Genomic DNA, 14,432 nt, shown 5'->3' on the forward strand with positions numbered 1-14,432 from the left:
GCGGCTATTTATTCGCTATTTTAATATATACTAGACAGCATATTACAGAATAATAATCAGGTAAGATGGTTTAAAGCAACGTATTTAAAATGGGGTGCTGCGCTTAGATAATGGCGTTCACGTTTAGTTTATCGAAACATATTCTGGTGCTATAAACCTGTAATAGAACCTTTGCTAAGATTAGACTGAAAAATATTCTTTTTAAAGTGCGCTTATTATTTTGTGGTATATAATATCAGATAGTAAAAAGAACTCACCATAAGGTTAAACCCGGCAGGTTTAGTTAACCAAACAGCAGAAGAAAATTTTGATTAAATTTTTGCAAGCTGATTTAATAATCATACCGAAAAGCCACATTTATAGTATATTAAGCACTAACCTATAATTTCTTAATCTGACCTAAGCCATCCGGCAATGATTTTAGATAGGCAATTAAGTCGGCCATTTGGTTTGTGCTTAGTTGTTGGTTAAGGCCGGGAGGCATTAAAGAAACCGTATGAGGCTCAATGGTTTTAATCTCGTTGCGGGTAATCCGCACCCGTACGCCGGGTCCTGTTTCCAGCATAATATATTCGGGCAGTTGTTCTTTAATAATGCCGGTGTAACTAGCGGCCTGGGTCGTAATTTTGGAGGTTTCGTATTCCCGCGCAAAGCTCGCGCTCGGGTAAACAATGGCTTCTAAAATATCGTGTTTAGATCTAATTTCGCCAATATTGGTTAAATCGGGGCCAAATTCGCCGCCCTGGCCTACCACTGCATGGCACGAAGAACAAACGGCTTTGCCGTAGAACAGTTTACGGCCTTCGCCCACGTCGCCGCCCTTTAACGATGCTTCAAGCTTTTGCAAATGGGCCAACCGGGCGGCTTGTTGGGCTTCTAAAGTTTTCAGGAGCGGCTCCGCCGCTGCTTTTACCGGGGCAGGATAATTAGCCAACAAATTTTGAATTACCGGCAACGAAAGATTATCTAAATTTTTGTTATTCTTTTGCAAAGAACCGATGAGCGCCAAACCTACTTTTTCTGATTTATCTCCTTCAAAAATATTTACCAGGCTGGGCAACAGCATTACATCGGCCTGGGGCACTTCTTCCTGCGCAACCTGTTCTAATTGGGTTTCGGTTAGTTCGGCTTGGGCCTGCAGGCGTACACTTGCTTGCCGGATGGCATAAGAATTAGCGGGTTTGGCTAAATCGAGTAGCAACTGAAATTCGGCGCCGGATAGCTTTGGGCGGGATATAATTCTGGCACTTAACGCTTTTAACTTTAGTTCAGCTGGTTTATTCGGGTCCTGGATAATCTGGTCTAATTTAGGGGTTAGTGCCGGTATATTGCGGGTGCTAATTAAATCCAGTACCTCGTTGCGCATTTCAGCTTTATCGTCGGCTAACATGGCTCCGAGCACCTGTACCCAAACGGTTGGATATTCTTTTAAACTAGATTGCCGGATTACATTTAAAAGCAAGCGTTTTTTAGCTACCGGAGTCTGGTTATTGCTTAATTGGGCAGCTATAAATTTTTGTAAACCAACATCGCCGCTAAAGTTTAGCATGAGCGCTGTAAGATTTTTACTGCCTGCTTCGCTAATTTCTTTTTGGGTAATTTGACTTGCTATATACTCGGTTACAACCCCAGACCACTTTGGATGGTGCGCCGCTACCCACACAGCCGTTTTTTGTAATTGCTCATCGGTACTGGTTAAAAACGGTACCAAATCTGCTGAACTGAGCGGTGAATTATCTATTTGATCCAAAGCCACCAAAGCCGCTTGCCGCACTTTAACCGCTGAATTATTTAGTGCCGCCATTAATGGCTGCGGTTGGTTTAAAGTAATCAGGGAATAAATAATGGCGTGCTCCACAAAACGATCGTTGGCCGTGCCGGCTGCTTTTAACAAGGCTGGTATTGCTGCTTTATCACCGATTTGGCCCAAAGCGGTAGCCGCTTGCCGCCGTACCGGGGCTTTATCTTGCTGCACCAAAGTCATTAGGGTAGGCAAGGCTTTTTTCTCTTTGGCTAAGCCTAAGGCCCGGGCGGCGGCCGTTCTTACCAGCGGGTTTTTATCGTTCAGGGCGCTTAGTACACCTGCGGTTGCCTCCGGCCTTTGTAACCGATAAAGCATAAAAACTGCTGCCGTTCTTAACTCCTCGCTTTCCGAAGAATTTAATACTTGTAGTAATGGCTTAACTGCGGGAGCTCCGGCCGCCACTAAATATTCAATGGCATTGTCGCGAACTGCCGGGCGGGCATCTTTTAAATAAGTAATAAGTTGGGCCGGGGAAGCGGCTGCCAGATTTAATTTTATTCCCCACGGGTCGGCAACTTTGGGGGCATTTGCTTTCCGGATGCGGATAATACTTCCTTTAATATCGGTTTTAGCTACTACCGAAAGCGGGCAACCGGCAATAAACCAACCACCGGTATTTACCACCAGTAAACTGCCATTGGCATCTTCCAGCACGTCGGTGGGGTGGCTATCCAAGCTATCGGCCTGCATAAAAACTTCTTCGGTGGTACGGTAAGTGGCACCGTTGGGTGTTACCGTGTGGCGCATAATGCGGCCGGTATTAAACTGGGCACTAAATAAATTTCCTTTATAAGCCTCACCAAAAATATTAGACCGGTAACGCATTAAACCCGAGTGTGAAACCCGGGGCAGTTTGGTCATAACCGGCATCAGCTCGCCGGTTAACTTTAAGCTATCTTGCTGAATAACCGGATAAGGTTTGGGGTACACCCCGCCTTCTACCCAGTGCATCAACGCATCGCGGTAGCCATCGCGCGGGTCGGTGAAGTAGGTCATGGTGCCAATGGTTTCGCCGGAAGGCATAAAAATCATTTCTATGGTATTATCAAAGCCTCCGCCTGCTAAAGATTCCAAACCGGTACCATCGGGCCGGCAGCGCCAGATGCGCGCACCTTTGCCCTGCAAAACGGTGCCTTCCTTAGTTTTAATGTTAAAACCCCGGCGGGCGTCGCACAAATACAACCAGCCATCGGGTCCCACAAAAGGACCACTTAAAGTAGCCGCATTGTGGTTTAAAACCCACCCGCTGAGTATTTCTTCTTTTTTATCGGCCTTACCATCGGCGTTGGTATCGGTAAAGCGTAATAATTGCGGTGGTGCCGCCACATAAAAACTGCCCTGGTAATAAGCTCCGCCCATCGGGTAAGGAATATTATCGGCATACACCTGCTTTTTTTCAAATATGCCATCGGCATCTGCATCGGTTAAAAGCAATATTTTAAAGGTGGGATTTTTCAGGACATCTTCGGTAGAAGTAGTTTTGCCGCTGGATTCTATTACAAAAAGTTGCCCCTGGTTATCGAACGTAGCAAACATGGGGTAATTAACCAACCCTGGAGCTACGGCCGACTCTACTACAAACCCTGGCGGGACTTTAAAGTTAGATAATACCGGCACTGCTGGAGTTGGCTTTTTAAAACCGCCTATAAATAACATGGCTGTTATTACAAGCAAGATTAAGCCGGCGCCGCTCAAACGGAAAGAAAGGTATTTCATGGATATTATTTAAGATAAAAAATCACTTGAAAGCCCCTGGCTGGTGCGGCCCGCTCCAGCTATTGCTATTTGTTTAGCCAACCAGGTTTATGTTCTCCTCAACCAACCCAAATCAATATTTAAACTTTGCGCGCCGTAATATTAATCTAAACAGCCTTTAAGTCAAAACCCATTATTAGTGCTTAAGCTTTAAATTTAAATATTAAGGCTAAAATATTACCTGTATTTATAAAAAATTATGTTTTTACCGGATAATTAGCTTTAAAGCTGCAAACAGGTAAGTTCTTCTTTAAATAACCTAGGTTTGGGGGCTGCTTTTCTGAAAGAACGGATCTTAAATTTTAATTTAATTTTTTACTTTTTGGTATTTATGCGAAAGTTCTACTTTATTTGGCTACCGAAAATTAAAAACCGGTTAAAATCTTAATCTAAACCTACTAAAAAAGATGCAATCAGAATTAAAAAAACTTAGCCTGGTTCTGCTTACGGCCAGTATGTTCGCTTGTAATAACACAGCTAATAAAGAAGCCACCACCAACCAGGAAACAGCCGCAACTGAGGCCAAGCAGAGCGAATGGATTTACTTGTTTGATGGCAAAACCCTGAACGGCTGGCACGGCTTTAATAAACCCGGCGAAGTAAAAAACTGGATAGTAGAAGATAGCGCATTGGTTTGCCTGGGTGCAGCCAAAGGCGATACTGGTGGCGATATTATTCATGAAAAATCTTTTACAAACTTTGAATTAGAATGGGAATGGAAAGTAGATAAAGGTAGCAACAGCGGTGTGATGTACCATGTGGTAGAAGATGCCAAGTACAAAGCCCCTTACGAAACCGGTCCGGAATACCAGATTATTGATGACGTTACTTTCCCGGAAAAGTTAGAAGATTGGCAGCAGGCCGGTGCCGATTACGCCATGAATCCGGCTAATGACAAAAAGAAGTTAAAACCAGTGGGTGAGTGGAATTCGAGCAGAATAATCTTTAACAACGGCCACGTAGAACATTGGCTCAACGGCGAGAAGATTGTAGAATTCCAGGCCTGGACCGATGAATGGAACAAAGAAAAAGCAGAAGGTAAATGGAAGGACTTTCCGGATTATGGTTCGACTAAGACTGGCGGCATTGCTTTACAAGACCACGGCAACAAAGCTTACTTTAAAAATATCAGAATTAAAGAATTATAATTATCCTGCTACCTAATCTGTAGTTATTTATAATTAACTAAAAAGCTTTAAATGCTAAACAAGTATTTAAAGCTTTTTTTATGCCATATACTTATAAATCTCATCACGCCATTGAAGGGCTAATGCAAAATGCGGGACCGGTTTTATTTAAATAAAAATGCCAAAGAACTTTAAATTCTTTGGCATTTTGGCCGGCATAAAGTTTAATATTAATAATATATCATACTTTCTTGTTTAGGGTGCAGCCAACTACCTTATAAACTTTACCGTCGGTTTTGGTAAAGATATAAAGTATTTGTTTGGGCCCTAAGCCAAACCGGAGGTCGGTTTTTTTATGGCCGGTTGTTTCTCTTAAAGTGGTTTCTTTACCGGCAATTTGTAAATCCATTTCCTGAATAGGCGTTTGTTGGCCTAATTTTAACTGACTGTTGGGTACAAAAAACACGCGTCCGCTTACAATATCCCCAAAAATATACTTGTCTTTTAGTTCCGGAATATTGGAGTTGGTATAAACAAAGCCACCCGAAATAGCATTGCCTTCGTCGTGGTCAAACTGCGCTACCGGGTAGGTAAATTTATATTGGGCATCGTCGGTGGGTAAGGCGTAAACCCGGTCCATTTTACCTTTGTAATTTAAAAGAAACGTGCCTTCGCGGGCTGGCCAGCCATAATCTAAGCCAGGTTGGCCAATATTTAGCTCCTCAATATTTGTAAGGCCAATATCCGAAATAAGCATTTTGCCGTCCGGTGACCAGGTAATGCGATTCGGATTGCGGAAACCGCGCACGTAAACTTCTCCTAACGATTTGGCGTCATTATCTTGTGCAAACGGGTTACTTGCCGGAATACCGTATTTACCATTTTTGCTGTTCCGGCCTTTGGGGTCGAGCCGCAGCACCGAACTCCAGGGCGTTTGGGTACTATTGCAAACAAAATAAGCGCCCTGTTCGGCGGCCCCGCCATCGCCAATGCCAATATATAATAATCCGTAATCGGCAGACCCGGGTTTGGCTAAAGGATTAAATATAATCTCTTGCATGCCATGAATGGGCGTCATCATGTTTATACGGAACATTTCGCGACCGGTGCCGGCAAAAGTAGCTGCCGTCGGGTCTTTCATTTTCCATTCGGTTACCACCCATTGTAGCGCTACTTTTAAAGTATCGGCATAAGCAAAATCGGCCGGGGCGCTATCCGCTTTTTCGGTATGGGTGGTATACAATAAACCGTTTTTATAAAACTCCGGGTGAAAAGCAAAACTACCAAAACCGGTAGCCAGACCAGGTTGCGGAATAAAGCCCGGGCGTTCTTTGGTAATATCCATAAACACCTTTACTTTATTATCTTCTATTTCGTAAATCTGGCCGCGGAGTTCCTGGATAAAATGCCGGTCTTTTTTGCCTCCTGTTAAAACCCGCATTTTATTTATCCGGGCCACCGGTATTTTTTCAGAAGTTACCGGGGCCGTCATAACTTCTTCCAGCACCAGTTTGTAGCCCGATTTAGGAATTTTAGTGGGTATGGGATCTTTTAACGCCTCGCCAAAGCCAGCCGTGGCGGCAGCTTCGGCCGTATTCCCTTTTTGGGTATTAATATATGAAACCAACGCCTGAATATCGGCATCGCTCAGATTAGGGAACGGCGGCATGTATTGGTTATATTCTTCGTAAAGCCGGCGGGCCCGGTCGTCGCCGCTGGTAATTACCGCGGGCGCATTCCGGATAAATTTGGTAATCCAGGCATGGGAAACATCGTTGGTAACCCCCGCGAGATTAGGGCCAATACCTTTTTGTTTGAAACTGTGGCAAGCCGTACAGGTATTCTGAAACAAAGCCTCGCCGCGGGCAATTACTTGCGGGTCGGAAGAATAAAGATTCTGGTTGGGGTTTTGAGCAGGAGTAGCATCTGTTTTGCCGGCAGTTTGTGCGGCGGCTGGTTTATCGGTTTGGCTTACCTGGTTATCAGAAGTTTGCATTTGTTTTGGCGCGCAACCCAGCAAGTACACCAGCGGCAAACCAAACTTTAACGTAGTAAACAAATTTTTATGCATTGTCTAAAGTGTGTATTAAGCAATAATAGTATTACAGTTCAAAAGCTCAAATTCCTTAAGCCAGATTTTGCCCTTATCTTTAAAGTTAATAAATTAAGCGAGGTTTAGCTAGTATAAAGATCTGAATATCTGGTCGGCATGAATTACTAAGAAAAATGCAGGTCGGCACAGTTAAATAAATCAGGGTTTTAAACGGCGGGGTAATATACTATTTTATAGAAAAGAAGAAAATTGCCGGGCGGATTTTCTTCCGGATTTAAAACAAGTTTAAACTTTAAATAAAATATTTTTGCTTAAGAAATATCAACCAACCAAGTGCCCTACCCTCCACTTCGGTCCTTCCGGAGAAATATAATCAATTTTTTATGGGCAAGAATATTCTTAAAATAACAATAACAATTCGTAAAATGTGAAAGGGCTTGTAGTTATTGGCAATTACTTAAGAATATAGATAAAGAACCTGTTTCGTGTTTTATAATATTTAGTAGTAACTGCTGCCATAGGTGGTGTAATTACCATAGCTGTGAGGCTAATTTACCTCAGCTGGCGCAAGTTTAGCGAAGCGTAACGTGTGCCTACTAATAATAGTCAGTTTTAAACTGGCCGGATGTTGGAAACTTCCTTTTGTAAGCTACCACTAATTAAAAGCCGGCACAAGCAGCCCTAAATTCTTCTAAATTATTTCTTAGCCCTACTACTTGCCGGTGAAAATACGCGGCCAGGGCAAACGTTAATGCCATTTCCAAAACACTAAACAGCTGCAATTAAAAAACCGGAACACTGCTCCTTCTGTAAAGCAATATTCCGGTAAATATTTAATTAACTTATAACAGGCTTCATCCAGAAAAGCCGGTATATAGTTTATTTAAGTTGTTTCATTCGCATGTTGCGGTATTCTACTTTCATTGGTGGGCCAACGTGTACTTGCACGCCCAGTAAACCCGACATTTTCCGGTTTGCCGTATCATTATCGGTTACATCGCTCATTAAAACCCCATTTACATAATGTTGCAATCGGTTGCCTTTTACAATCAGGTGTATTTCATTCCAGTCTTCATCTTTAATTTCCCCTTTTAGCTCTTCTGCAGTACCCAAAGAACTAGTCAGTTCGGTTTTGGTCCAGGCGTTGCTTTTAATGCTGGCCTGCAGTGGCCCGGGTGTATCAGTTCCGTTTACCACCACTTTTTGCCCGCGATAGGCTAACGTGGTACGGCCGCGTTCTTCGTAGTTTTGGCCGGTGTACCGGTTTTTGCCATCTATATCGGCCTGATAACCCCTTAAGGCATACGGAATATCGGGTAAGCGCTCGCTCCGGTAGTTTATGCCGCTGTTGCCGCTTGCGGTAATACGACATTCTACTTTCAATTCAAAATCGGCGGGTTGCCCGCCTTGCCATGTAATAAAGGAGTTGGTTTTTAACAAGGTGGCAGGCGTTATTTCGCCCACTAGATTTCCATCTTCTATTCGCCAGTAGGTGGGGTCGCCTTCCCAGCCTTTTAAGGTTTTACCATCAAATAATTTTACAAAGCCTTCTTTGTCGCGCTTATTCTGCCCCAAAACGGTGCAACTGCTGGTAAGAAATATTACCAGAACCAGGGCGGCTTGCATAATTTTAAAATTGATTTTTCCTGACATACTTATTTATGGGAGTTTAAAAGGTAGTTAACGGTAAAACTAATCTTATTTTAAATTATTAAAGATATAAAAATAATTAACCCGAATAATCAGATTCATATTGTTAACACTAATATATATAGGTATAAATCTCCTTCTATCCTGTTGTGTCCTGTTCCGTCCGCCTCATAGAGTATAATATATTCCTGCAATCTTACTTTAACCAGTTCTGTATCCTATTTCTAAAATTAAAAAAAGACAAGTAATCTGCCGGTTACCTAAATGTATATGCAGGCAATTATATTATTGTAAATATTCCGGGGCAAAAGTTGTACAAATCCCAAAGTAAGGCCAAGCCTATTTCTTTGCATAATAGAGGTAGGTGCTAAACTTTTATATCTGTTAGGGAGAAAGTGCAGAGAAAATAATATTTCGAAAAGTTAAGCTATAATGTATAATTTATTATTAAACAGCTTTCATTTTGTTTAAAATTCTTTAACTAATTTACTATTTATTAATAAAAAGAGAAATCTACAGGATAGTACAGGATGCGGCCGCTTCTGAAGATGATTATTTTAGATAAGATTTAAAAAATATTATAATCTCTAAACAAATATAAACCATTGAAAACAACCTAAGTAGCCAATCAAATTCTCTTAAATGCCTAATGTTAACCCATTAACAAGCTTTAAATTTTAACTTAAATTCAAGCAAGCATTATGAAAAACAAAGTACTTAAAAAAGCGAGACATACTATTATATTTTCGCTGTTATGGCTTATTACCACTACAACCTGGGCACAGGGCATTTCCCTGAAAGGTAAAGTAACCGATGAGCAAGGGTCGGGTTTGCCAGGAGTAACAGTTTTATTAAAAGGTACTACCAATGGTACTTCTACAGATGCTAATGGAGCATTTAGTTTAAATGTTCCGACGGGTTCGGGGAGTTTAGTTGTTTCGTTTGTGGGGTACCAGACAAAAGAGGTCGCCATAAATAACCAAACTACTTTAAATATTACCATAGCCCCTGATGCCAAAGCTTTGGAAGAAGTGGTGGTAGTGGGCTACGGCAGCCAGCTTAAAAAAGAAGTTACCGGGGCCGTGCAAACCATTAGTATTAAGGAAATTAAAGATTTGCCGGTATCGCAGATTACCCAAAAACTGCAGGGCCGGGTAGCCGGCGTACAAATTAACCAGGCTACCGGTAAACCGGGCCAGGGCATGTCGGTGCGTATCCGGGGCCAGTTATCGGTTAGCGGCGGCAGCGACCCGTTGTACGTGGTAGATGGTTTCCCCATTACCGGCGGCATAAATACCCTAAATCCCGACGAAATTGAAGATATCTCTATTTTAAAAGATGCGGCTTCTACGGCTTTGTACGGTTCCCGGGCGGCCAACGGGGTTGTGCTTATTACCACCAAACGCGGTAAAATAGGCCAAACCAATGTAAGTGTAAATGTTTATGGCGGTATACAGCAAGTACCCGAAAGAGGCCGGATAGACATGATGGATGCTGTGGAATTTGCCACGTTTAAAAAAGAATATTACGAGGCCGAAGGCAAACCTGTACCCGAAGTTTTCCAGAACCCGGCGCAGTACGAAGGAAAAAACAACGACTGGTACGATGCTTTATTAAGAACGGCTCCCATCCAGAGTTATAACTTAACCATTACTTCTAACAAAGATAAAATTAGCACGGCTTTGGTTTTGGGGGTTTTCGATCAGCAAGGTGTAGTGCTAAACAATAAATATCAGCGTTACTCCGGCCGTTTAAACACCGATTACACCATTTCTGATAAGGTAAAAGTAGGTTTAAATATTGCGCCTAATTACATTTTTGATAATACGCCCCGGACCGACGGCGACCGGGGTACCGGTATTTTGTTTAATGCGCTGCATACCTGGCCTATTATGCCTATTTACGACGCAAATGGCGAATTAACCAAGTCTAACACCTTGCCGGCTAATACCGGTAATATTTATACCTACCCTAACTGGGTAAGGGCCGCCGAAGAACTGGTAAACGAAAATAAAATCATTAACCTGCTTTCCAATGCCTACCTAGAGTACCGGCCCATTAAAGATCTGGTGTTAAAATCCACCATGAACATTGAAATTAACAACAATAAGTTTTTCTTCTTTAATCCATCTACGGCTACCAGCAGCATTAACGTTACCATTCCTACTACGGCTGTTTCTATCCGGGAAAATTATACCAATACTACCTGGCTAAACGAAAACCTGGCCACCTACTCCAAAAGTTTTGAGAACCATAATTTTGAGCTATTGGGTGGTTTTACCAATCAGCGATTCCGCCACGATCGTACGCGTATTCAGGCCGACACTTACGCCGACGACCGCTTACCAACTGTACAAGGCGGCCTCAATATTAACCGGGGCGGCACCAACAGTGGCGTAGAAGAATGGGCCTTAACATCTTTCTTATCCAGGCTTACTTATAACTACAAAGGCAAATATTTATTTACGGCCTCTATCCGGAGCGATGGCTCTTCCCGGTTTGGTTCCGAAAATCGCTGGGGTACTTTTCCTTCTGCTTCGGTGGGTTGGGTAGTTTCGGACGAAAGCTTTATGCATAATTATGAAAAAGTAAACTTTGCCAAAATACGGGCCAGCTACGGCGTAACCGGTAACAACAACATTGGTAATTATACCCAATATGCATTGGTAAACAACACCATTAACGCTGCTTTTGGCAATAATGTGGTGCCGGGTGCCGCCGTAACTTCTTTAGCCAACAGCAACTTAGGCTGGGAAACCACGAAGCAGTTCGACATAGGTCTGGACTTAGGCTTATTCGACGACCGAATCCAGTTTATGTACGATTATTATAATAAAACCACTACCAACCTGCTGTACTCAGTACAGGTTCCACAAGAAGCCGGCTTTGGTAACTTTAACGATAATATTGGTGAAATCAATTTCTGGGGCCACGAATTTGCCCTTACTACCCGCAATACCGAAGGCAAGTTAAAGTGGACCACCAATGCCAATATTTCATTTAACCGGAACAAAGTAGTGGCCTTAGCTGAAGGAATCAACCGGGTTTATGGCACCTACCATATAACCAAAGTAGGCGAGCCGTTTGGCCAATTTTATGGCCTGATTAAAGAAGGTCTTTACATGAACGAAGAAGACCTTAGAACTTCCCCGCAAGTACCGGGCCGGTCTACGGTAGGTAGTATTAAATTACGCGATGTAAACGGCGATGGCATTATTACCAACGGCGGCGACCAGGACGACCGGACCATTATTGGCAACCCATTCCCGGATTTTACTTATGGCATTACCAACAACCTGAGCTATGGCAAGTTCGATTTCAGCATTGTGGGTTCTGGTTCTTATGGCAATGATCTCCTGGTTCGGCATTTATACAGCACCGCTAATTTAGATGGGGTTTTTAACATGGTAGATGCCGTAAAATACCGCTTCCGTTCTCCCGAAAATCCAGGTAAAGGTATGTTTGGTACCACTGTAGGCGGCGGTAATGTTACCGGTATTGAGCGCGATTGGATGAGCAGTCATTTTTTAGAAGATGCCTCTTATTTTTCCATAAAAAATATTACCCTGGGCTACACGTTTGGTGCTCTTAACAAATTCTTTAAATCGGCCCGGATTTACGGTTCCGTGCAACAAGCCTATGTATTTACCAAATATTCCGGCGGTCCTAACCCCGAAACCAGTGGTAATACTGCCGGCAATGGCGATGGCGGTAACTTAAGCCAAGGTATTGACCTTTCTAACTACCCCGTTCCGCGCACCTATACATTGGGTGTAAATGTGAATTTTTAATCAGATAGAAGGTAATTTAAATATATCATTAAATTATTGTTGAGATATAAAATGAAAAAATCATATATAATAACCCTGCTTATAAGCTGTGGGCTAATATCAAGCTGCAAGGAAGACTTTCTATCCATTGTGCCGGAAACGCAGTTGAGTTCGGCCACCTTTTTCACCAAAGAAGCCGATTTTCAGCAAGCTGTTAATGCCGCATATGTACCCTTGCGCAGAATTTTTAACAACCCGGATACCGGCGGTGGTGCCTGGATTTTAGGTGAACAGCATTCCGATAATACGTACTATGTCCGTAATCCGCTTTTTGGCGCCACTGAGCAGGAAGAAGACGTGGCCGATTTTGCCTTACCGGAAGCCAATGGTGTTACCTCTAATGAGCACGTGCGGGAGCAATACCGGCAAGATTATTTAATTATTGCCCGTACCAACCAGATTTTATCTTTAATAGACAAGGTAGAATTTGGCGCCGACTCCAAGAACAATATAAAAGGACAAGCTTTGTTTTTGCGGGCCTTTGCCTATTTTGAGTTGGTGCGTTATTTTGGCAAAGTACCCTTGCATTTAACCCCGGTAACCAATCGGTCCGAAGCCGCATTGCCTTTATCTTCCGAAGAAGAAATATATGCCCAGATTGTAAAAGATGTATCAGAAGCTATTCCGATGTTGCCACCTAAATCTAAACAGGAAGCGGGCCGCGTTACGTCCGGTGCGGCCAGAACTTTACTGGCCAATGTGTATATTGTACAGAAAAAATGGGCCGAAGCCGAAAAACTGCTGAAAGAAGTAGTAGCTAGTAACGAATATTCCTTAATTCAGGAATACGAAAATGTTTACTCCACTTCTACCGGCAACAAAAATAACCAGGAGTCGGTTTTTGAAGTGCAATACCTGGAAGGTTCGGCGGGCTTAAGTGGTAATTTCCTGTATCATTTTATTCCCCGCGACATTACAGCGGCCGAGATTGTAGCCATTACCGGTACCACTAATCCGCAGCCCCTTAGCGGCGAAGGTTATAATATTCCCACGCCAGACATTATTGCGGCCTACGAACCCAATGATAAACGCAAAGATGCTTCTATTGCTTACATTACCTTAAGCAACAGCTCCCGTCTAAATAAAACGTATCCGTACATTAAGAAATACGCGAAACCACACGCCCTGCATAACAACCACGGCATGAACTGGCCGGTTTACCGCTATTCTGAAGTATTGTTATTCCTGGCCGAAGCCCTGAACGAACAAGGAAAATCCGGCGAAGCTGCCCCCTATTTAACCCAAGTGCGTAAACGGGCTGGTTTAGGCGAAGCCTCCGGCGACCTGCGGGAAGCTATTTACAGAGAAAGACGCGTAGAACTGGCTTTTGAAAACAAACGTTGGTTTGATTTAGTACGCACCGGCCGCGCCATAGAAACAATTACCGCTTACGGTAATCGGATTAAAGCTAATCCGCAGGCTTATTATTACCCCGAAGGCCGAGAGCCACGGCCACACGCCTTTAGTAATATTAAAGTGTTTTATCCGCTACCCGCCGATGAAGCTGCTTTAAGTCCGCATTTTTAAAATTAAGCCTGCTTCTCTACAAGTCTAAGACCAAGCACCAATGTAAAAGCAACAAAGCTTTAAGTTGGTGTTTGGTTTTAAGCTTAAAAGTCTCAAAAAAGAAAAAAATTAGGGTTTTTACCCAAATATTCCGAATCGATTAGCAAAAGCAGGTTTAATTTATTTATTTACCCAACAATATTTGTGCAGAACGGCAGGCGGCGAAATATTTCTTCTTAACCATTAGTAAAATTTTATAGCAGATTTGACACCACCAAACTGGCAATATAAAATATCTAATCCTGCCCAACTCGGCGGCATAGAAACATCGGTACTCGATAACGGCACTGGCCGGGGCACCCGCATTGCCTGGATAAACACCGGCACCGGCTTACGCTACAAAATAGTGCTGGACAGGGCCATGGATATTGCCGATGCCTTTTATAATCAACACAGCCTGGCCTGGCTCAGCCACGGGGGCATTACGCCGCCGCAACCCTTTTCAGATAAAGGCATTGCCTGGCTCCGCACCTTTGGCGGCGGTTTGGTTACCACCTGCGGGCTATCGCACGTGGGTGGCCCTGAAGCCGATGAATTTGGCGAACGTGGTTTGCACGGGCAAATCAGTAATATTCCCCCCGAAATAGAATCAATCCTGCAACCTGACCCGCTCACGGGCAACCTGCAAATGAGCATTACCGGGCGCA

The 14,432-nt window shown here is 43.2% G+C and carries 7 protein-coding genes; 4 read left to right on the plus strand and 3 right to left on the minus strand.

Going from position 1 to position 14,432, the window contains the following annotated elements; genetic code table 11:
• Positions 1-379: 379 nt before the first annotated feature.
• A complete protein-coding gene (locus tag ACO1R6_RS13875) occupies positions 380-3,520 on the minus strand; it encodes a PVC-type heme-binding CxxCH protein (protein WP_486265470.1) in 3,141 nt (1,046 codons plus the stop codon).
• 446 nt (positions 3,521-3,966) lie between these two features.
• Here ACO1R6_RS13875 and ACO1R6_RS13880 point away from each other — a divergent pair, with 446 nt between their 5' ends.
• Entirely contained in the window at positions 3,967-4,707 is a 741-nt protein-coding gene (locus tag ACO1R6_RS13880; protein ID WP_486265471.1) for a 3-keto-disaccharide hydrolase, read from the plus strand.
• 220 nt (positions 4,708-4,927) lie between these two features.
• On the opposite strand, the gene ACO1R6_RS13885 is transcribed toward ACO1R6_RS13880, so the two are convergent.
• The gene (locus ACO1R6_RS13885) at positions 4,928-6,757 is read right to left on the minus strand and encodes a PQQ-dependent sugar dehydrogenase (RefSeq protein WP_486265472.1); all 1,830 of its coding nucleotides are present in this window, start codon (positions 6,755-6,757) and stop codon (positions 4,928-4,930) included.
• Between the two features lie 861 nt (positions 6,758-7,618).
• Positions 7,619-8,392, minus strand: coding sequence for a 3-keto-disaccharide hydrolase (locus tag ACO1R6_RS13890; RefSeq protein WP_486265473.1), 774 nt, complete (start codon positions 8,390-8,392; stop codon positions 7,619-7,621).
• 698 nt (positions 8,393-9,090) lie between these two features.
• Between ACO1R6_RS13890 and ACO1R6_RS13895 the strand changes: the two genes are divergently transcribed.
• From ACO1R6_RS13895 to ACO1R6_RS13905, 3 genes are all read left to right on the plus strand, one after another.
• Positions 9,091-12,180 carry a SusC/RagA family TonB-linked outer membrane protein gene (locus ACO1R6_RS13895; RefSeq protein WP_486265474.1) on the plus strand — a complete coding sequence of 1,030 codons (3,090 nt, stop codon included), beginning with the start codon at positions 9,091-9,093 and terminating at the stop codon, positions 12,178-12,180.
• Between the two features lie 51 nt (positions 12,181-12,231).
• Positions 12,232-13,746: a RagB/SusD family nutrient uptake outer membrane protein gene (locus ACO1R6_RS13900; RefSeq protein ID WP_486265475.1), complete on the plus strand. Its 1,515-nt coding sequence runs from the start codon at positions 12,232-12,234 to the stop codon at positions 13,744-13,746.
• A gap of 244 nt (positions 13,747-13,990) precedes the next feature.
• On the plus strand, positions 13,991-14,432 hold a 442-nt coding region (locus ACO1R6_RS13905), incomplete at its 3' end, for a DUF4432 family protein (RefSeq protein ID WP_486265476.1).

This window comes from Adhaeribacter sp. (genome assembly GCF_057359045.1).